This is a genomic window from Marinobacter sp. H13 (genome assembly GCF_059072335.1).
The window spans coordinates 1,331,081-1,350,877 of record NZ_JCACRU010000001.1 but is presented as its reverse complement, the minus strand read 5'-3'; the positions used below and the strand labels follow the sequence as shown (position 1 = coordinate 1,350,877).

Sequence of the window (19,797 nt, the reverse complement as noted above, 5' to 3'; positions counted from 1 at the left end):
GAGCCAGGCTTTCTCCTGCCATTAGTGCACCGAAGACCCTTTCCTCGGCTTATTGGCGAAGCACACCTGGAAAACATCGCTGTAATGCTTGGCAAAGTTCACCGCCAGGCCTTCCTTCAGGTACTGCGGCAGCTCCTCATAATCCCCCCGATTGGCTTCCGGCAGGATCAGGTTACTGATTTTCTGCCGACGCGCCGCAATGACCTTCTCTCGAATGCCGCCTACCGGCAGCACCTGTCCGGTCAGGGTGAGCTCTCCGGTCATGGCGATGTTTTGTTGTGGCGCCTCTCCGCGTGCGATCGACAGCAGGGCGGTGGCCATCGTGACACCGGCGCTGGGGCCATCCTTCGGCGTGGCGCCTTCGGGCACGTGCAAGTGCACGAAGGACTTGTCGAAGAACGTCGGGTCGCCTTTGAAGCGCTTGAGGTTTGAGGACACATAGCTGTAGGCGATTTCTGCGGACTCTTTCATGACATCACCCAGCTGGCCCGTCAGTTTAAAGCCGCGTTGTGCGCTGTGAATCCTGGAGGCCTCGATGCTCAGGGTGGCTCCGCCCATGGCGGTCCAGGCCAGGCCAGTGACAACGCCGGTGCCTTTCAGGGATTTCTCTTTCTTGAACGAAGGCCGCCCCAGATAACTCTGCAGATCCGACACGCCCACCTTGACCGGCTGGTCCGGGTTTTCCAGCAGCTTCACGATCCCCTTGCGGAGTATCTTGTGCAGGAGTTTTTCCAGGCTCCGCACGCCGGCCTCTCGCGCATAGCCCTCAATAACCTGCTTGATCGCTGCGTCCGTGATGTTGAGCTGCTTTTTCAGCAGCCCAGCCCGCTTCAGCAGTCTGGGAAGCAGGAAGTGCTTGGCGATGGCCAGTTTCTCTTCCGCGATATAGCCGGACAGACGAATGACATCCATGCGGTCCAGCAGCGGCCGCGGAATCGTGTCCAGCTGGTTCGCGGTGCAGATGAACAGAACCTTTGAGAGGTCCATGCGGACATCCAGATAGTGGTCCAGGAAGTCGCGGTTCTGTTCAGGGTCCAGTGTCTCCAGCAGGGCAGAGGCCGGGTCGCCCTGGAAGGACGCACCGATCTTGTCGATTTCATCCAACATGATGACCGGGTTCGCCACTTTTGAATCTTTCAGTGCCTGGACAAACTTGCCTGGCATGGCGCCGATATAAGTGCGGCGATGGCCTTTGATTTCAGCTTCGTCCCGCATGCCGCCAACGCTGAAGCGATAGAACTTCCGCCCCAGTGCATCCGCCACGGAATGGCCGATCGATGTCTTGCCAACGCCCGGTGGGCCTACCAGCAAGAGGATCGAACCGCTGACCTCGCCCTTGATCGTTCCTTCCGCCAGAAATTCGATGATTCGGTCTTTCACATCGTCGAGGCCGTCGTGATCGCGGTCGAGTATTCGCCTTGCTTCGGCCAGATCGAAGTGATCTTCCGAGTGAACGCCCCAGGGAACCTGGGTCAGCCAGTCCAGATAGTTACGGGTAACGCCATATTCCGGGGAGCCCTGTTCCAGCACCTGCAGTTTTTCGAGTTCATCCCGGAAACGCTCCTGCACAGCCTCGGGCGGTTGCAGCTCTGCCATGCGCTGCTCGAAACGCTCCACGTCTGCGGTCTTGTCGTCCTTGGCCATGCCCAGCTCACGCTGGATGACCTTGAGTTGTTCCTTCAGGAAGAACTCGCGCTGGTGCTTCTGCACCTTGGCGTTAACCTCCTCGCTGATTTCCGACTGCAGCCGAGCGACTTCCTGTTCCTTGCGCATCAGGAGCAGGACCTTTTCCATGCGGCGGAGCAGGGGAACGGTGTCCAGCACATCCTGCAATTCGTTACCCGGAGCGCTGGTCATCGAGGCGCCAAAGTCGGCAAGCGGAGAACTGTCATCCGGCCCGAACCGGGACAGGTACTGTTTTACCTCCTCGCCGTACAGCGGATTGGTGCGCAGCAGCTCCTTGATCGCGCTGATAATGGCCAGGGTGTAGGCCTTGAGTTCGTCTGCCTCTTCTTCCGGTTCTGCCGGATATTCCACTTCAACCAGGTAAGGCGGTTTGCGGCGCAACCACTGGACAATCCGAAAGCGTTGAAGCCCCTGGGCGATGAATTGAACCTTGCCGCTTTCATTCTGGGCATGATGTACGCGCACGGCGCAGCCGACGGTCTCCAGCTGTTCGCTGGCAGGAACGCCTGCCTCCGCATCCTCTTCTTCCACAAAACAGATACCCATGACCTTGTGGTCGGTTTCGCCGACCCGCTTCAGGGTTTCCTGCCACGGATTCTGGTTGACCACCACAGGCTGCACCTGGGCCGGGAAAAACGGACGGTTCGAAACCGGCAGCACGTACATGCGCCGGGGCATCATCTGCTGGGGCAGGGCAAGGCTCTTGCTGTGCTCGTCCTTGCCGATATATTCGGTCACGTCCTCTTCGAATTCCTCTAGTGAATCGTTTTGCGTCTCATCATTCATGCCGCGAGTATCCATCCGGAAAGGTTGTGAATCTGCCCGGGACGGGCTGCTGCGTCGTTGCCCCGGGGCGTTGCTTATTAGCTATGTAACGGCAGATACGGTGATTTCAAGGAGTTGGGTTGGCGCTGTTGGCGCTTGAATTTCCGGGAGTTGGCCCCATGTCTCTGGCAGTTTCCGATGATTCATACGACTTTTCAGGTGCCTTGCATGAGCAACTCTCCGTATATTTTTGACGCTACCATGGAAAACTTTCAGCAGAAGGTGATGGAAGCCTCTGCCAGCACACCCGTTCTGGTCGATGTCTGGGCTGAGTGGTGCGCTCCGTGCAAGCAGTTGATGCCCTTGCTGGAAAAGCTCGCTGAGGATTACCAGGGCGCGTTCATGCTCGCCAAGGTGAACGCGGACGAGCAAGAGCAGCTTACCTCCAGCCTTGGTGTGCGCAGTCTGCCAACGGTCATTCTGGTCAAGAATGGCCAGGCGGTGGATGGATTTAACGGTGCGCTGCCGGAAAACGAAATCCGCAAGGTTCTGGACAAGCATGTTGAAGCGCCAAAGGAGGATCCGTATGACAAGGCCCATCGGATCTGGGAAGAGGGCGATGTTGAGGGAGCGCTGGCCATCCTGTCGCAGATGAACCAGGAGGATCCCGAGAACCTGAAGGTACTGATTGATCTTGCCCAGCTGAAAGCGGTGATGGGTGATCTTGAGACGGCTGAACAGGTACTGGAAAGCCTTCCGCCGGAGGAGAAGATGCAGCACCAGGCAAAGCAGTTGGCGGCCCGCCTGAAGTTTCTCCGGCAGTCTGCCGAGCTGCCACCGATCAAGGATCTCGAAATGGCGCTGGAGCAGGATCCCAAAGACCCGAACGCTCTGCATCAGTTGGCGCTCCACCACGTATTACAGGAGAACAACGCCGAGGCCATGGATCTTCTGATCCGTTTGATGCAGGTGGACAGTAAATACAAGGACGAAGTGGCCAAGACAACGCTGATCGAGCTGTTCGACAAGCTGGGTAACAATAACCCGGATGTGCGGACCTATCGGCGAAAGCTCTATACCCTGATGCACTGATTAGGTTGCTCGGGGAGATCAGAACCCGAGGTTGAATCCGGGGCCGGGTGAATGTCTTCATCCGGCCCTCGTTCAAGCAAACACAATGCTCAAGCTCCCACCCCAGCCAGACAATTGCGAACTCTGCGAACGCCCGGTTGCCAGGCTCACCCGGCACCACCTTATCCCCAAGCACCTGCATCGGAAGAAGCGCTTCCAGAAACTGTTCACCAAAGAAGATCTGATCACCCGAACCCTGTGGGTGTGCAGGCCGTGTCATAACGCCATTCATAAAGCTCGCTCGGAATACGAACTGGGTCTGTACTTCAACACCCGGGAAAAGCTGCTGCAGCTGGAGGAGTTGCGGACGTTTGTTGAGTGGCTCAGGGACAAGCCAGAGGGGTTTGTGCCCAAGTTTGTGAGGCAAAAATAACGAACCTGATCCAATGACTAATAGATGCAGTATTCATAGGCTCATTTATTGGGAGAGGTCATTATGCGTAGTCGAAAAGATGATCGTCGAATTCAGCGATTTCTGGCTTTGAGCGCCCTTATTCTTCTCACTCCATGGATCCTCATTGCCGGCTTGCTGGCGATGGAGAACGTCCAGGATGGGGTTCTGGGTAATGGTGGTCTGCAGGTAGCGTTGATTGGCATTATCGGGGCTGTGTTCGGAGCCCTGGTCTTTTGGGTTATTCCCAACTGGAAAGCGCGTCGTTCCAATCGCTGAAAAGCAAAGCGGCCCCGTCACTGGGGCCGCTTTTTATCACGCCAGGGCCGGCCTTTAGCCGTTGCCCCTCTTCATGGCTTCATACTCATCTTCAAAGAAGAACTTCTCTTCGCCAAAGGCCGGTTCCAGCTCGTGTAGCCAGGTGGCCGTCTCGCTGTACTTGGCGAAGAACGGGCGCTGAACCCAGTCCGGATTACGACCCTGCAGGAAGCGCAGGACGAACACCTTCTCGCCGTTGATTTCAGTTATACCCTGAATCTCCACCTTGCCGGGGCCGGCGCTCATGGAGGGGCCGCGGGCGGTCCGGGCCAGGCCGCTGACCTTTTTCATGGCTTCCCGATAGATGTGGAAGGCTTCGGCGAGAGGTACTTCAAAGTAGTTTTTGGCACCGGTGTCCCGCTCTACAAACATGTAGTAGGGGATGATGCCCAGCTGCACTTCCTTCTTCCACAGTTTTGCCCAGGCGTCGGCATCGTCGTTGACGTGCTTGATCAGCGGGCCCTGGGCTCGGATCTCGGCGCCGGTGGCGCGGATACGTCGGATGGCCTCTTCGGCGATCTCGGTGGTGATTTCCTGCCAGTGGTTGTAGTGGGCCATGATGGCCACGTGCTTGCCGGCGTCCACGAGACGAGCGAACAGATCGATCAGCTCATCCGCATCCTTGTCGGTCACAAAGCGGTAGGGCCAGAAGGTGAGGGCCTTGGTGCCGATGCGGATGGTCTGGATGTGGTCGAACTTGGGCTGCAGCAGTGGCTCGAGATACTGCACCAGGTTCTTGGTTTTCATGACCATTGGATCACCACCGGTCACCAACAGGTCGGTTACCTCGGTGTGCTCCTGCAGGTAGCCGTGGAGCTTCTCGGCTTCGGTGCTGGCCATTTTCAGGTCCTTGTCACCGACAAACTGTGCCCAGCGGAAACAGAAGGTGCAGTAAGAGTGGCAGGTCTGACCCTGGGCCGGGAAAAACAGCACTGTTTCGCGGTACTTGTGCTGAACGCCGTCCAGCACCTCACCGTCGAGCTCCGGCATGTTCATTTCCATCTGGCCTGCCGGGTGCGGGTTCAGTTCATCCCGGATTTCCTTGGCAACCGCCTGGATCTCTTTTTTGTCGGCACCTTCCCGGTGCATTGTTGCCATGCGCTCGTAATGCTCTTCTTTCAACATGCCTTTCTGGGGGAAGACAAGCTGATAGATCGGGTCGTTGGGAACCTTGTCCCAGTTGATCAGTTCATTGATCACATATTCGTTGACCCGGAACGGTAGCACGCTGGCTACCACCTTCATTTCAAACAGCGTCTCCTCAGGGAGATTCTGAATAACTTCAATCTTGTCGAGCTGGCGGTCTGTGTAGACCTTGAAACGCCGTTCCTCGAACTCGGTAGTGGGAATCCGGTTCGGAAAGGTGACGATGGAGTTCATAGATCGCCCTCTGTTGGTGCCAATGACGGAAAAAGTGGTCCGACCACTTTTCGGTGGTTAAAAATCAGGCAGGCGAGTATACATAAACGGGGGATTATTTTCAGGTCTAATTAAAAAGTTCCGGTAAATTAGATGGGTAGAAGAGTTGAAGGCTCAGAATATTCAACAAAAATCGCTAACGGCGGCGAATGTGTAGCGAATTGCGGCGAGGATATCGTTTAGCGTGGTAATCAATTTTCCGGTTGATAAGAATGCTACGACATTGGTCGCAGTCTGGTTGTCTGATGGTCCAAAAACGGTCATTCTTCCGTAAGTAACCGCAAAGAGCGCCCCTGAAATGGATTTGGATAGGGTGTAAATTGAATTTAGCGTTAAAAATGTAGTAAAAAGACGACAAAATGGGTTGGCTGATCCGCGCGCTTCATCGGCATACCGATCATTCGTGGGGCCAAAAGCCCGTAAATCGGGTGCGATCGGGCAGGAAAAGTGTGAAAGCTGTTCTATGCTTTGTACAGGTTCTGTGTACTGGGAGCCGGTACACCTGTCAGGCTGACATACCCACAACAAAACACTGCATTTCATCGCAGCTTATCGACACCGCAACGCGCCCGGCTGCTGATCGTGGCGGCGCTGCACTTTTTGATGCCAAGGGGAGGGTTTGATGTACCAGGACGATGATCCCATTGAAACCAGTGAATGGCTGGACGCGCTGGAATCTCTGATCGAGAACGAAGGCGTAGACCGGGCCAAATACATTCTTGAGAGGCTCTCTGAACGGGCGAGCCGTGACGGAACCGAACTGCCATATTCCATTACCACGCCATTCCGGAACAGTATTCCTGTGTCCCAGCAGGCGCCGATGCCCGGCGACCTCTTCATGGAGCGCCGTATTCGCTCCCTGATCCGCTGGAATGCCATGGCCATGGTTATGCGCGCCAACCAGCGTCCCGGAGATCTTGGCGGCCATGTCTCCTCGTTCTCGTCGGCTGCGACCCTCTACGATGTTGGCTTTAACTACTTCTTCCATGGTGGCGACGAAAAGCGCGAATCCGATCTGGTTTATTTCCAGGGGCACTCATCTCCGGGCATCTATGCACGTTCCTATCTTGAAGGCCGGTTCGATGAAAAAGATCTCGACAAGTACCGCGAAGAGGTAGATGGCACCGGCCTTTCGTCTTACCCGCACCCCTGGTTGATGCCGGATTACTGGCAGTTCCCCACGGTTTCCATGGGTCTGGGCCCGATTCAGGCCATTTATCAGGCCCACGTAATGAAGTACCTGGACAGCCGGGAGCTCATCGAGATGGGCGATCGCAAGGTCTGGTGCTTTGTCGGTGACGGCGAGTGTGACGAGCCGGAAACCCTGGGGTCTATCTCCATGGCCGGCCGGGAAAACCTCAGCAACCTGATCTTTGTGGTTAACTGCAACCTTCAGCGTCTGGACGGCCCAGTCCGTGGTAATGGCAAGATTATCCAGGAACTTGAGGGTGTCTTCCGCGGTGCCGGCTGGAACGTGTTGAAGGTCGTTTGGGGTCGCCACTGGGATCCCCTGTTCGAGAGGGACAAAGAAGGGAAGATGCAGCGCGTCATGGACGAGGTCTGTGACGGCGACCTTCAGAACTTCAAGAGTAATGGCCCGGCCTATACCCGTAAGAATTTCTTCGGCAAGTACCCCGAAACAGCCAAGCTCGTTGAGGACCTGTCGGATGAGGAGATCAACAAGCTCAACCGGGGTGGCCATGATCCTTACAAGATCTATGCAGCCTTCCATCATGCCATCAATAAGAACGGTGGGCGTCCGACCGTCATACTGGCTCATACCATCAAAGGCTATGGCTTTGGTGAGGCCGGCGAGGCGCAGAATACCGCTCACTCTCTGAAGAAGCTCGATATCGAGCAGCTTAAATCGTTCCGCGACCGCTTTGCAGTGCCGCTGAAGGATGAGGAGCTCAAGGACGTTCCCTACTACCGGCCAGCGCCGGATAGCCCGGAAATCGTCTACATGAAGAAGCGCCGGCAGGAATTGGGTGGTTTCTATCCCAAGCGCCGCAAGGATTGCCAGCCGCTGCAGATTCCTGATCTGGACATCTTCAAAGCGGTACTGGAGGGCTCCGGCGACCGGAAGATCTCCACCACCATGGCCTTCGTCCGTATCCTGACAGCTCTGACCAAGGACAAGCGCATCGGCAAGCGTGTGGTACCCATCGTGCCCGACGAAGCCCGTACCTTCGGTATGGAAGGCATGTTCCGTCAGCTCGGCATCTACACCGCCGAGGGCCAGAAGTATGTGCCGGAAGACCGTGACCAGATCATGTACTACCGGGAAGACAAGAAAGGCCAGATTCTTGAGGAAGGCATCAACGAAGACGGCTCCATGGCAGCGTGGATGGCGGCAGCGACCTCCTACAGCACCAACAACTTCCCGTTGATTCCGTTCTACATCTTCTATTCCATGTTCGGTTTCCAGCGGGTTGGCGATCTGGCGTGGGCATCCGGTGACATCCAGGCCCGTGGTTTCCTGATCGGCGGTACCGCCGGCCGGACCACCCTGAACGGCGAAGGCCTGCAGCACCAGGACGGCCACAGTCACGTGCTGGCCAACACCATTCCGAACTGTAAAGCCTACGATCCGGCTTATGGTTATGAAATGGCGGTCGTGCTCCGCAAGGGTATGAAGGAGATGTTCGAGGACAACCAGAACGTCTTCTACTACCTGACCATCGAAAACGAGAACTACGAACAGCCTGCCATGCCCAAGGATTGCGAAGACGGCATTATCAAGGGCATGTACAAGTTCGAGTCTGTTGAAACCAAGGGCAACAAGAAGACGCCTCGGGTTCAGTTGCTTGGTGCGGGCGCTATCCTCAACGAGGTGCGCGCTGCCGCCCAGATGCTGAAAGACGACTGGGGTGTTGCCTCCGATGTGTGGAGTGTTACCAGCTTCAACGAGCTCGCCCGTGAGGGCCTGCACGTAGAGCGCTGGAACCGCCTGCACCCAGATGACAAGCCGAAGAAGGCGTATGTTACCCAGTGTCTGGAGAAGCAGACCGGGCCAGTGGTTTCTTCCACCGATTACATCAAGCTGCACTCCGAGCAGCTCCGGGCGTTCATCCCGAAAACCTTCCTGACCCTGGGCACCGACGGCTTTGGCCGCAGCGACACCCGGGAAAAGCTGCGCAGCTTCTTTGAAGTCGACCGTTACTACGTAACAGTCACGGCGCTGTCAGCTCTGGCCAAGGACGGTGAGGTGAAGAACGATGTGGTTCTCGAAGCCATGCGCAAGTACGGAATCGATCGCAACAAAACGAACCCGGTGCTGAGCTAAGGAGACCGCCATGAGTGAACAGGAAATCAAGGTTCCGGATCTCGGCGGTGCGGATGAGGTCGAGGTTATCGAAATCACCGTCAGCGCAGGGGATTCGGTTGAAGCAGAAGATCCGATTCTGACCGTAGAGTCAGACAAGGCCTCCGTGGAGCTGCCGTCGCCCGGAGCCGGCAAGATTACCAAGATCACCGTTAAGGTGGGCGACAAGGTCAAGGAAGGCGACGTCGTAGGGATGATGGAAGCCAGTGCCGATGGTGGTGGCTCTGACGATTCCAAGAAAGAGCCGGAAGGAAAAGCTGAGGAAAAGAGCGAAGCCAAGGAGCAGGAGAAATCCGAAGAGAGCAAGCCGGCGCCGAAGAAGGCTTCCGGTGGCTCACGCAAGGAGACCGTGAAGGTTCCTGCGCTGGATGGCTTCGACAATGTTCCGGTAATCGAAATCAATGTCGCCGAAGGCGATACCATCGAGGCTGACGATCCGCTGGTTACCGTGGAATCGGACAAGGCCACCATGGAGATTCCCTCGCCGTACTCGGGCAAAGTGGGCAAGATCCTGGTGTCCGAGGGTGACAAGCTCTCCGAGGGCCATGAGCTGCTGGAGATGACCGTTCAGGAAGAGGGCGGCGAATCGGAAGACGACTCCGAGCCGGCGTCTGAAGAACCGGCGAAGGAAGCGAAGTCGGAGCCCGAGTCCGAAGAGAAGCCAAAGCAGCAAGTAGAGTCTGCCCCTGAACCTCAGGGTGCAACCTATGAGCCGCCCACGCCTGGCGCGAAGGTCCATGCTGGCCCTGCTGTTCGCAAGCTGGCCCGTGAGCTGGGTGCCGATCTGGCCCGCATCAAGGGCTCTGGCCCGAAGAGCCGGATTATCAAGGACGATGTCCACGCCTATGTGAAGAGCCAGCTGAAGCAGGCTCAGCAGGGTAGCGGTGTTGCCACCGGCTCCGGTATCCCCGGGGTCAAGCTGCCAGACTTCAGCCAGTTTGGTGAAGTGAAGCGTGAGGCCATGTCGCGGATGATGTTCGCTACGGCCAACAACATGCAGCGCAGCTGGCTGAACGTGCCTCACGTCACCCAGTTCGAGGATGCGGACATCACCGACATGGAGGATTTCCGCAAGGCCCAGAAGGCAGCCGGCGAGAAGAAGGGCGTGAAAATGACGCCGTTGCCGTTCCTGCTGAAGGCCTGTGCCACGGCGCTGGCAGAACTGCCCCAGTTCAACGTGTCCCTGGACATGGAGCGCAAGGAGGTGGTTCGCAAGAAGTACATTCACATCGGGATTGCGGTGGATACGCCCAACGGGCTGATGGTGCCGGTTATCAAGGATGTGGACAAGAAGGGCTTGTGGGAGCTTGCTGCCGAGAGCGCCGAGCTTGCCCAGAAAGCCCGGGACAAGCAGTTGAAGCCGGCAGAGATGCAGGGTGCCTGTTTTACCATCACCAGTCTGGGTGGTATTGGCGGCACGGCATTTACGCCGATCGTGAATACGCCGGAGGTGGCGATACTTGGGGTTTCCAAGGCGGCGATGAAGCCGGTTTGGGATGGCAAGGAGTTCCAGCCCCGGTTAATGCTGCCGTTGTCGCTGTCTTACGATCACCGTGCAGTAAACGGGGCGGATGCCGCCCGGTTTACCACGGTGCTCAGTCAGCTTCTTGGGGATATTCGTTCCCTTCTGCTGTGATAGGAAGCTAGTTGTCACCCAGCCTGAGGGTTGGGTGGCGCGACAAAGGCCGGTGCGGCTTTTCAGAACACGCTACAAGCACATCCCTGTGCGCTTGTTTCGGGCCATCCCTGGCCCTCTACAGTTCTGAAAAGCCGCACCGGCCTTTGTCGTTCTGGCTCTTTCCTGATCGCTTTTTCGCACAAACAAAAACCCCGGCCGGAGCCGGGGTTTCTGCTGAGTTAACTAACTTCTAACGGAAGGATTAGAAGCTGTATTGTGCTACGTACATGAGACGATTTGCGTCGCCGTCGGCTCCGCCTTGGCTTTCAGTTTCCAGATTCTCGAACTGTACGCCCATGCTAACCTTATCAACCGGGCTCCACATATAGTTGATATACATGGACGTGTTCTGCTCAGTCGTGGTTGCTGCGTCTGCTCCGGCAAAGTTGCTACCCGCGCGATATACATACGCATTGGCGCCATCTGCATAGTTGATCGCACCCTGGATTGAGATCATATCGGTAATGGCAATTTTACCAGCCAGGAAACCGGCAAAACCGATGGCTGAATCATCGGCCGAACCTGTGTCGTAAGCTGTTTGCTTGGCCATGACGGCTGCTGCGTAAGAAAATCCACCCTGTGAATCTTCAAACTTTGCAGTCAGTGCAGGAGAGCTGGCGACGGTGCCTCTATCTTGGCCCGGTGTTGGCTCTAGCTGTTGCGTTCCGTCGGGTTGAAGTGTAAGAACCGGAGCTACGCCTACTACTCCGCCGTAGTCGATAGCATTCTCCAGTGAAACGGAGAACGGGCCGCTCATGTAGGTGATTTGCTCGGTACGGTCTTGTGCACCAGCAGTACCCGGAACGCCATCGAAGTCCACGTTAGCAGTGTTGCCGACCCAGGAGTTACAGTTGGACCAGTACCGACCAATTCTGACATTGTTGTATTCGCCATAAGCGTGGCGCAGGCGCGGATCAAGGCTGGCGCTATTGCTGAAGTCGAATTCGACAACAACTTTGACCCCTTCCGGATTAACCACAGAAAGACCGACACGGCTGGTATTTGCGTCCATGCCAAAATGGCCGTCGGCTGTGTCAGCGTCGCCTTTTGTGATTTTGGCAAAGTTACCGGCGCGACCGCCGTTAGAAATTTCTTCGTCGATTTGTCAATCTCAGTTTGTTGCTTTGCATCGTTGTTGTCTCTACACATTTTTGTTGTTGGACCCAAAAACAAGGTAGTTACGAATTCGTGACAATTTAAATAAATTCATGCAGAAATTAGACGAATGTCTATAACAGCTTTTCGTTCATATACAGACATCTGCAGTTGCCAATGAGGCGTAAAGTTGTTCCATGACGTCCGAAAGTACAGTTATTGAGTCAGCCACGTTCGCGTTTCTTGATATTGAAACCACCGGCGGTAATTCAGCCCGGGACCGGATTACCGAGATTGGTATCCGGTTCTGGCAGGCCGGCGAGGTGGTGGGTGAGTGGCAGACGCTGCTGAATCCGGAAACGCGGATATCCCCGTTTATCGAGAACTTTACCGGCATTTCCAATGAAATGGTCGCCGATGCCCCGTTGTTTGAAGAGGTGGCGGATGAGCTGGAGGAGCAACTCAAGGGCAAGGTGTTTGTCGCTCACAATGCCCGCTTTGATTACGGTTTTATCAAATCCGAATTCCGCAGACTGGGGCGCCTGTTCTCAGCGAAGGTGTTGTGTACGGTAAAGCTTTCCCGGCGGCTGTATCCGGAATTCCGGCGGCATAACATGGACGCGCTGATTGCCCGCCATGGCCTTGCCAGGGTTCAGCGCCACCGGGCCATGGGCGATGTGTCCGCCATGCTGGCGTTCTTTGAGCATGCACGTTCGGAAAAAGGCGACGGGAAGTTCGATAAGGCTCTCCGAGAGCTGCTGCAACGGCCGAGTATTCCTTCCCACCTTCCGTCGGATACGCTTCAGGACCTGCCCCGGGGCCCTGGGGTATATCGGTTTTACGGCGAAAACGATGTGCTTTTATATGTTGGCAAGAGCACCAATATTGCCCAGCGGGTGGCCTCGCACTTTTCCGGCGATCATAACTCTGCCCGTGGTGTAAGGATGTCCGAGAGTCTGCGCCGTGTTGAGTGGACGGAAACTGCCGGCGAGCTTGGCGCGCTCCTGCTGGAGCTCAAGCAGATCAAGACCCTGAAGCCTCTGTTCAACCGTCGCTCCCGGGCGGCCAAGAATCTGGTGAGCATTGAGCTGTCGAAAAACGAGGCGGGGTATCTCCAGGCGCGCCTGGTTCGTGAAATCGAGCCCCACCGGTTGGGTGATTATTTCGGGTTGTTTCGCAGCAAGCGGGATGCCGAGCGGGCATTAAGCGGCATCGCGGCCAAGAATGAATTGTGCAACCGGCTACTCGGCCTGGAGCCGGAGCACGAGGGTCCTTGTTTCCAGCGCGCACTGGGGCGCTGCAAGGGCGCCTGTGAGGAACTCGAGAATGTCGAACGCTATAACCTCAGGGTGCAGATTGCCTTCCACGGCCTGCGACTGAAAACCTGGCCCTGGAAAGGGCCGGTCGGGATCGTTGAGCGGGATGAGCGGTCCGGGCGCACGGACATCCTGGTGGTTTATAACTGGATGCATGTCGCCACCCTCCATGAAGAGGAGGAACTGGCGGATCTCTCACTCAGCGGCCAGGCAGTCACCTTTGACCTGGATTCCTACAAACTTCTGATCGGCGCCCTCATGGACAGAAAAAAGGGCGGGCACGAACAGCAGCGGGTGATCGAATTGCCTGCCATCGGGGAACCGGATGTTCTTATGCCGTGAGTGGCGTATTATGGTGCAAGAGTCCGCACACCTACTTACTTGTTTGGTGCGGCCACTCTACTATTTTTAATTGCTTAGCCGCTTTCCCGAGAGAGATTTATGAATAAAGAACCCGTCAGCCGCGAACTGTTCGATGAAGTCATGGTGCCCAACTACGCTCCCGGTTCCATTATTCCGGTGCGAGGAGAGGGCTCCCGGATCTGGGATCAGGAAGGCCGCGAGTTTATCGATCTCCAGGGCGGCATCGCAGTGACCTGCCTGGGCCATTCCCATCCGGGGCTGGTGGGCGCGTTGCACGATCAGGCTGAGAAAATCTGGCATCTTTCCAACGTGATGACCAACGAACCAGCCCTGCGTCTGGCGAAAACCCTGTGTGACCTCACCTTTGCCGAGCGCGTGTTTTTCGCCAACTCCGGAGCCGAGGCCAACGAAGCGGCGTTCAAGCTGGCCCGTCGGTACGCCTGGGAGCATCACGGTAAAGAGAAGAACGAGATCATTTCGTTCAAGAATTCCTTTCACGGGCGCACCCTGTTTACCGTGAGCGTCGGTGGCCAACCCAAGTACCTGGAAGGATTCGAGCCGGCACCCGGCGGCATTCACCATGCCGAGTTCAACGACCTGGAATCCGTGAAGAAACTGATCTCCAAGGAGAAAACCTGTGCCATCGTGGTCGAGCCCATTCAGGGTGAGGGCGGTGTTATGCCCGGCGACCAGGCATTCCTGCAGGGGCTGCGTGATCTGTGCGACGAAAATGACGCATTGCTGGTGTTTGATGAAGTTCAGTCCGGCGTTGGTCGAAGTGGCCACTTCTACGCCTATCAAATGTATGGCGTGGTGCCGGATATTCTCTCCAGTGCCAAGGGGCTTGGCGGCGGTTTCCCGGTCGCAGCCATGCTGACCACGGCCAAGGTTGCAGCCAGCCTGGGCGTCGGTACTCACGGCAGTACCTACGGCGGTAACGCACTGGCCTGCGCCGTAGCGCAGAGGGTAGTGGATACCGTCAGCCAGCCGGAGATTCTCAAGGGCGTGAAAGCCCGTTCCGACAAGCTCCGCAAGGGCATGATGGATATTGGCGAACGCTACGGCGTGTTCACCGAAGTGCGCGGTGCCGGCCTGCTGCTCGGTTGCGTGCTCACCGAGAAATGGCAGGGCAAGGCCAAGGACTTCCTGAACGCCGGGCTGGAAGAGGGCGTGATGGTTCTGGTGGCCGGCGCAAACGTGATTCGTCTGGCGCCATCCTTGATTATCCCGGAACCGGACATCGAATTAGCCCTCGAGCGTTTCGAAGCGGCAGTGAAAAAACTGACGGCCTAAGGAGATCTTATGTGGCTGGTACGTCCGGCTGAGCCGGATGATCTGGACCAGATTCTCGCCATCGCGGGCACCCAGTGTGCCCGTCTTTCTTCCACCCTGCCCAAACAGGGCGACGCCCTGGCCTACAAGATCGAGCAGTCCCTGGCGTCGTTTGCCGGCCGGATCAGCGCAGAGGATGATCCTCCCAGGTTCCTGTTCGTGCTTGAGGACACTGAAACCGGAGACATCGCCGGCACGGCCGGTATCGATGCCCATGCCGGCAATGGCCAGCCTTTTTACAGTTACCGGCGGGATGCCCTGATCCATGCCTCCCATGAATTGGGAGTGTCCCGCCGTGTGGAGGTGTTGTACCCCTCCCACTCGCTGACCGATGTATCGCTGCTGTGCTCTTTCTCGATCCGCCCGGAGCTGCAGGGCACGGATGCGTTCGAGTTGCTGTCGCGGGCCCGGATTCTGTTTATTGCTGATCACCGTGAATGGTTTACCCAGCGTATGGCCGTGGAAATTCAGGGCGTTCAGCTCGAAGACGGGAGCGTGCCCTTTTGGGACAGCCTTGGCCGGCATTTCTTTGATATGGATTTTGAAACGGCGGACCAGTACTCCGGGCAGCTCAGCAAAACCTTCATTGCCGAGCTCATGCCTCCCAATCCCATTTATGTGACGCTGCTGAGTGAAGCGGCCCAGAGGGCGATGGGGCAGCCGCACCAGATTACCGTACCCAACTTTGAACTGCTTCAGCGGGAAGGGTTCCAGCCCGGAAACTATCTGGACATTTTTGATGCCGGTCCGGTTCTTGAAGCTCGTACCGACAGCCTGAAAACCCTCGTGACCAGTCACCCGAAGGAACTTCATGGGACCAACGAGGACACCGGCGAAACCTGTCTCATTGCCGCTGGCGAGGGTGAACAGTTTCGCTGCACCCTGACACCGGTCGCCGAAACACTGGACGACAAACTCAAGGTTCCGGTCTCGACCTGGAACACGCTGAACCGGACCGCGGGTGACCGGGTAAGGATCGCGCCGCTATGACCTATTCGGGCACCGAGGACGCAGTTAAGTATCAACCCGCCGGGATCACGGAGGCGACACCATGCTGGTAATTCGCCCGTTGCAGGAAAACGATCTGGACGACCTGTATGCCATGGCCCAAAGCGCCGGGAAGGGGCTGACCACCCTGCCGGCGGACCGGGAGCTTCTGCAGAGGAAGATCAATCACGCCCGGGAGACCTTTAACCAGCGCATTGCGCCGGAAGCAGGGCTCTATCTCTTCGCTCTGGAGGATACCGAACGCAAGAAAACGGTCGGTATCAGCGGTATCCAGGCTCGCGTTGGTCTGGATGAAGTGTTCTACAATTACCGTCTCAGCGTCACCGTCAATGCCTCGAAAGAGCTGGGTGTTCACGTGCGGACTCCAACGCTGCATCTGTCAAACGACATGACCGATACCAGCGAAATCTGCTCCCTGCTGCTCTCCGATGAGTACAAAGGCGGAGGCAGCGGCCTGCTGCTTTCCCGCTGCCGGTTCATGTACCTGGATGAATTCCGCAAACACTTCTCGGAAAAAATCTTCGCGGAAATGCGGGGCGTGTCGGATGCCAACGGCCGGAGCCCTCTGTGGGACGCGCTGGGAACCAAATTCTTCGACATGGAGTTCAGCGAGGCGGACATGCTCTCGGGGCTGGGCAACAAGTCGTTTATTGCCGAGTTGATGCCCAAGTATCCGATATACCTGTCCATGTTGCCGGATTCCGCCCGTGCCGTGATCGGCCGGGTCCATGACAACACCGCTCCGGCACTCCGGATGCTTCAGTCCGAGGGGTTCAACTTCAACGGACTGGTAGACATCTTTGATGGCGGGCCCGTGGTTGAAGCCTTCGTTCACAATGTCCGGACGGTTCGGGAAGGCATGAACCGACACGCCATGGTCACTCGCAAACCGGTCAACCTGGACGTGCCATCTGAGGAGCGGGTCATGGTTTCGAACCGCTCATTCCGGGATTTCCGGGTGACTACCGTGCCGATAGATTGCATCGGACCGGATACCGTCAGCCTGCCACCTGAAGTCGCCGAAGCCTTGCAGATTGAATCTGGCGATCCGGTTCGCCTGGCCCCCTTGAAAGACTCGGGGCTGCTGACCAAACATAGTTATAGAAGCTCAGTACCGGGAGGTGCATCGAAATGGCAAAGCTGACGGGTGAACTGTTTATCGACGGGCTCTGGCTACCGGGCCACGGGCCGGTATTCGAATCTGTCCAGCCGGTGACCGGTGAAACACTCTGGGATGGCGAAAGCGCCAATCTGGAGGATGTGGATGCGGCCGTTCGTGAGGCCCGCAATGCCTTTGTGAAGTGGCAGCGCAAGAGCTTTGCCGAACGCCAGGCCGTTGTTGAAGCCTTTGGTGAGCTGCTTGAGGCTCACAAGGAAGAGCTGGCACACCAGATTGGCCTGGAGACCGGCAAGCCGCTGTGGGAATCCCGCACGGAAGTGGCGGCGATGATCGGCAAGATTGGTATTTCCGTGAAAGCCTACAACGACCGTACCGGGACGTCTGAATCGGATGTTGCCGGTGGTCATGCCGTGCTCAGGCACCGGCCCCACGGGGTCGTTGCGGTGTTCGGCCCCTACAACTTTCCGGGGCATTTGCCGAATGGCCACATAGTGCCGGCTTTGCTCGCCGGTAACACGGTGGTGTTCAAACCGAGTGAGCTGACCCCGGGGGTCGCCGAGCTGACGGTAAAACTCTGGGAGAAGGCCGGCATTCCTGATGGAGTGATCAATCTCGTTCAGGGCGCCTCGGCCACGGGCAAATCCCTGGCCGGCCACCCGTTGATTGACGGCCTGTTCTTTACCGGCAGTTCTACCGTGGGTCATCTGTTGCACAAACAGTTCGGAGGCCAGCCTGAGAAAATCCTGGCCCTGGAGATGGGCGGCAACAACCCGCTGATCGTTCAGGATGTGGCTGATGTGGATGGTGCAGTGCACCATGCCCTGCAGTCGGCGTTCCTGTCGGCCGGTCAGCGCTGTACCTGTGCACGCCGCCTGCTGGTACCCAAGGGCAAGAAAGGTGACGCGTTCATCGACCGGCTGGTGGAAGTCTCCGCCCGAATCAAGGTCGGCGAGTTCGATGCCGATCCGCAGCCGTTTATGGGCTCCGTGATTTCCGCGGAGGCCGCCGAAAAACTCCTGGCGGCCCAGGCCAGCCTGCTTGAGAAGGGCGGCAAATCCCTGCTGGAGATGAAGTCCCTGAAGTCCGGAACCGGCCTGCTGTCGCCTGGTATCGTGGATGCCACAGGTCTGGACGTGACCGATGAAGAGTTCTTTGGCCCCTTGCTGAAGGTGTATCGCTACAAGAGCTTTGATGATGCACTGGCACTGGCGAACGATACTCACTACGGGCTGTCAGCGGGCATCCTGACGGACGACCGGAAACTCTATGAACGGCTGGTGGAAGAAGTGCGCGCCGGTATCGTGAACTGGAACCGGCCGCTGACCGGCGCCAGCAGCGCGGCGCCCTTTGGTGGTGTTGGCGCCAGTGGCAATCATCGCCCGAGCGCCTACTACGCTGCCGACTACTGTGCCTGGCCCATGGCTTCTCTGGAGGCCGGCAAGAGTGAGATGCCAGAGTCTCTGGCACCCGGCCTCAATTTCGATTAACGGAACCCAGTGCCATGGTGAAACACGCGGTTGAAGCAAACTTCGATGGTCTGGTCGGTCCCACCCACAATTACGCGGGACTGTCCTGGGGCAATGTAGCCTCCAAATCCAATGTCAGTTCCGTCTCGAATCCGAAAGAGGCGGCACTGCAGGGCCTGGCCAAAATGAAGCGCCTTGCGGACCGGGGCTATGTGCAGGGCGTTCTGCCTCCCCATGAGCGGCCGCATATTCCGACACTTCGGGCCCTGGGGTTCGAAGGCCCGGATGCTCGCGTTCTCGAGCAGGCGGCCAAATCCAGTCCATCGATCCTGGCGGCAGTCTCTTCTGCGTCGCCGATGTGGACGGCCAATGCGGCCACGGTATCGCCGAGTGCCGATACCTCTGACCATCGCGTGCATTTCACTCCGGCCAACCTGAGCGCCAAGTTCCACCGTTCCATTGAGCATGCGGTGACCGGACGGGCTCTGAAATCCATTTTTGCCGACGAGAGCTATTTTGCGCACCATCCGGCGCTGCCATCAGTGAGCCACTTTGGCGATGAGGGCGCGGCCAACCACACCCGGTTGTGTGCCGGTTACGGTGAGCCCGGCGTGGAACTGTTTGTGTATGGCCAGATGGCGTTCAACGAGCAGGCTCCGGCTCCGAAGAAATACCCGGCACGGCAAACGCTTGAGGCATCCCAGGCGGTGGCACGGCTGCATGGTCTCAGGGACCAGAATGCGGTGTTTGCCCAACAGAATCCGGACGCCATTGATGGCGGCGTTTTCCACAACGACGTGATAGCGGTGGGCAACGGTAATACGCTTTTCTACCATGAAATGGCGTTTCTTAACGAAGCGCAGGTGCTGGCGGACATCAGGGAGCGGCTCACCGGTGCCGAGCTGGAAGCGGTCCGGGTCAGCAGTGCCGATGTGCCGCTGGAAGATGCCGTGGCCTCCTACCTGTTCAACAGTCAGTTGCTGAACACACCCGACGGCATGCTGCTGGCGGTGCCCGGCGAGTGCCGAGAAGTGGCTTCGGTCAGCCGTTATCTGGATGGCCTGGTGAAGTCCGGCGGGCCGATCACCGCGGTGGAAGTGTTCGACGTCAAGCAGTCTATGCGCAATGGCGGTGGCCCGGCCTGTCTGCGGTTGAGGGTGGTGCTCAACGACGATGAGCTGAAAGCCATCAACCGGGGTGTGTTGCTCACCGATGAACTCTATGAGCGCCTGACCACCTGGGTGGAAGCCCATTACCGGGATGAACTCAGCCAGAACGAGCTTGGCGATCCGATGTTGCTGGAGGAGGTTCGCAAAGCCCTGGACGAACTCACCGGGATCATGGGCCTGGGCTCCATCTACGATTTCCAGCTCTAGCAGCCTGC

The 19,797-nt window shown here is 57.4% G+C and carries 14 protein-coding genes; 11 read left to right on the top strand and 3 right to left on the bottom strand.

Translation table 11 applies throughout. The annotated features are described in order from the left end of the window. Positions 1 to 21: 21 nt before the first annotated feature. Positions 22 to 2,472 carry an endopeptidase La gene (lon, locus tag AC5JQH_RS06480; RefSeq protein ID WP_104270744.1) on the bottom strand — a complete coding sequence of 817 codons (2,451 nt, stop codon included), beginning with the start codon at positions 2,470 to 2,472 and terminating at the stop codon, positions 22 to 24. Between the two features lie 207 nt (positions 2,473 to 2,679). Between lon and trxA the strand changes: the two genes are divergently transcribed. The 3 genes from trxA to AC5JQH_RS06465 all read left to right on the top strand — a co-directional run bounded on the left by trxA (position 2,680) and on the right by AC5JQH_RS06465 (position 4,252). Further along, positions 2,680 to 3,543 carry a thioredoxin gene (gene trxA, locus AC5JQH_RS06475; protein WP_493805406.1) on the top strand — a complete coding sequence of 288 codons (864 nt, stop codon included), beginning with the start codon at positions 2,680 to 2,682 and terminating at the stop codon, positions 3,541 to 3,543. A gap of 85 nt (positions 3,544 to 3,628) precedes the next feature. Further along, positions 3,629 to 3,955, top strand: coding sequence for a hypothetical protein (locus AC5JQH_RS06470; RefSeq protein WP_014578278.1), 327 nt, complete (start codon positions 3,629 to 3,631; stop codon positions 3,953 to 3,955). 63 nt (positions 3,956 to 4,018) lie between these two features. Continuing rightward, positions 4,019 to 4,252 carry a hypothetical protein gene (locus AC5JQH_RS06465; protein ID WP_014578277.1) on the top strand — a complete coding sequence of 78 codons (234 nt, stop codon included), beginning with the start codon at positions 4,019 to 4,021 and terminating at the stop codon, positions 4,250 to 4,252. 54 nt (positions 4,253 to 4,306) lie between these two features. On the opposite strand, the gene AC5JQH_RS06460 is transcribed toward AC5JQH_RS06465, so the two are convergent. Beyond that, positions 4,307 to 5,671 carry a lysine 2,3-aminomutase gene (locus tag AC5JQH_RS06460; RefSeq protein ID WP_273045360.1) on the bottom strand — a complete coding sequence of 455 codons (1,365 nt, stop codon included), beginning with the start codon at positions 5,669 to 5,671 and terminating at the stop codon, positions 4,307 to 4,309. A gap of 661 nt (positions 5,672 to 6,332) precedes the next feature. On the opposite strand from AC5JQH_RS06460, the gene aceE reads away from it, so the two are divergent. After that, positions 6,333 to 8,996 carry a pyruvate dehydrogenase (acetyl-transferring), homodimeric type gene (gene aceE, locus AC5JQH_RS06455; RefSeq protein WP_053113028.1) on the top strand — a complete coding sequence of 888 codons (2,664 nt, stop codon included), beginning with the start codon at positions 6,333 to 6,335 and terminating at the stop codon, positions 8,994 to 8,996. 10 nt (positions 8,997 to 9,006) lie between these two features. Next, the gene (gene aceF, locus AC5JQH_RS06450) at positions 9,007 to 10,671 is read left to right on the top strand and encodes a dihydrolipoyllysine-residue acetyltransferase (protein WP_104270743.1); all 1,665 of its coding nucleotides are present in this window, start codon (positions 9,007 to 9,009) and stop codon (positions 10,669 to 10,671) included. Between the two features lie 244 nt (positions 10,672 to 10,915). Here the strand turns inward: aceF and AC5JQH_RS06445 are convergent, their stop codons facing one another. Next, positions 10,916 to 11,725 carry a porin gene (locus AC5JQH_RS06445; protein WP_104270742.1) on the bottom strand — a complete coding sequence of 270 codons (810 nt, stop codon included), beginning with the start codon at positions 11,723 to 11,725 and terminating at the stop codon, positions 10,916 to 10,918. A 280-nt stretch (positions 11,726 to 12,005) separates the two neighbouring features. Here AC5JQH_RS06445 and AC5JQH_RS06440 point away from each other — a divergent pair, with 280 nt between their 5' ends. From AC5JQH_RS06440 to astB, 6 genes are all read left to right on the top strand, one after another. Then, positions 12,006 to 13,466, top strand: a complete 1,461-nt coding sequence (locus AC5JQH_RS06440; RefSeq protein WP_288367278.1) for an exonuclease domain-containing protein — start codon at positions 12,006 to 12,008, stop codon at positions 13,464 to 13,466. 99 nt (positions 13,467 to 13,565) lie between these two features. Beyond that, the gene (locus AC5JQH_RS06435) at positions 13,566 to 14,780 is read left to right on the top strand and encodes an aspartate aminotransferase family protein (protein ID WP_014578271.1); all 1,215 of its coding nucleotides are present in this window, start codon (positions 13,566 to 13,568) and stop codon (positions 14,778 to 14,780) included. Between the two features lie 9 nt (positions 14,781 to 14,789). Then, entirely contained in the window at positions 14,790 to 15,809 is a 1,020-nt protein-coding gene (locus AC5JQH_RS06430; RefSeq protein ID WP_288367279.1) for an arginine N-succinyltransferase, read from the top strand. A gap of 61 nt (positions 15,810 to 15,870) precedes the next feature. Continuing rightward, on the top strand, positions 15,871 to 16,971 hold the full coding sequence (astA, locus tag AC5JQH_RS06425) for an arginine N-succinyltransferase (protein ID WP_108017889.1): 1,101 nt from the start codon (positions 15,871 to 15,873) through the stop codon (positions 16,969 to 16,971). Then, entirely contained in the window at positions 16,959 to 18,434 is a 1,476-nt protein-coding gene (gene astD, locus AC5JQH_RS06420; RefSeq protein ID WP_053113022.1) for a succinylglutamate-semialdehyde dehydrogenase, read from the top strand. Before astA ends, astD begins: the two co-directional genes overlap by 13 nt. 14 nt (positions 18,435 to 18,448) lie before the next feature. Then, positions 18,449 to 19,789 (top strand): N-succinylarginine dihydrolase, encoded by a 1,341-nt coding sequence (gene astB / locus AC5JQH_RS06415; protein ID WP_008169251.1) that lies wholly within the window; start codon positions 18,449 to 18,451, stop codon positions 19,787 to 19,789. The last annotated feature ends 8 nt before the right edge of the window (positions 19,790 to 19,797 follow it).

What these genes read in the sequence shown, in the direction of transcription:
- AC5JQH_RS06460 (WP_273045360.1), bottom strand. Translation starts at nt 5,671, where the DNA reads ATGAACTCCATCGTCACCTTTCCGAACCGGATTCCCACTACCGAGTTC.
- AC5JQH_RS06445 (WP_104270742.1), bottom strand. Translation starts at nt 11,725, where the DNA reads ATGGACGCAAATACCAGCCGTGTCGGTCTTTCTGTGGTTAATCCGGAA.
- astD (WP_053113022.1), top strand. Translation starts at nt 16,959, where the DNA reads ATGGCAAAGCTGACGGGTGAACTGTTTATCGACGGGCTCTGGCTACCG.
- astB (WP_008169251.1), top strand. Translation starts at nt 18,449, where the DNA reads ATGGTGAAACACGCGGTTGAAGCAAACTTCGATGGTCTGGTCGGTCCC.
- astA (WP_108017889.1), top strand. Translation starts at nt 15,871, where the DNA reads ATGCTGGTAATTCGCCCGTTGCAGGAAAACGATCTGGACGACCTGTAT.
- aceF (WP_104270743.1), top strand. Translation starts at nt 9,007, where the DNA reads ATGAGTGAACAGGAAATCAAGGTTCCGGATCTCGGCGGTGCGGATGAG.
- AC5JQH_RS06440 (WP_288367278.1), top strand. Translation starts at nt 12,006, where the DNA reads ATGACGTCCGAAAGTACAGTTATTGAGTCAGCCACGTTCGCGTTTCTT.
- AC5JQH_RS06470 (WP_014578278.1), top strand. Translation starts at nt 3,629, where the DNA reads ATGCTCAAGCTCCCACCCCAGCCAGACAATTGCGAACTCTGCGAACGC.
- AC5JQH_RS06430 (WP_288367279.1), top strand. Translation starts at nt 14,790, where the DNA reads ATGTGGCTGGTACGTCCGGCTGAGCCGGATGATCTGGACCAGATTCTC.
- aceE (WP_053113028.1), top strand. Translation starts at nt 6,333, where the DNA reads ATGTACCAGGACGATGATCCCATTGAAACCAGTGAATGGCTGGACGCG.
- AC5JQH_RS06465 (WP_014578277.1), top strand. Translation starts at nt 4,019, where the DNA reads ATGCGTAGTCGAAAAGATGATCGTCGAATTCAGCGATTTCTGGCTTTG.
- trxA (WP_493805406.1), top strand. Translation starts at nt 2,680, where the DNA reads ATGAGCAACTCTCCGTATATTTTTGACGCTACCATGGAAAACTTTCAG.
- lon (WP_104270744.1), bottom strand. Translation starts at nt 2,472, where the DNA reads ATGAATGATGAGACGCAAAACGATTCACTAGAGGAATTCGAAGAGGAC.
- AC5JQH_RS06435 (WP_014578271.1), top strand. Translation starts at nt 13,566, where the DNA reads ATGAATAAAGAACCCGTCAGCCGCGAACTGTTCGATGAAGTCATGGTG.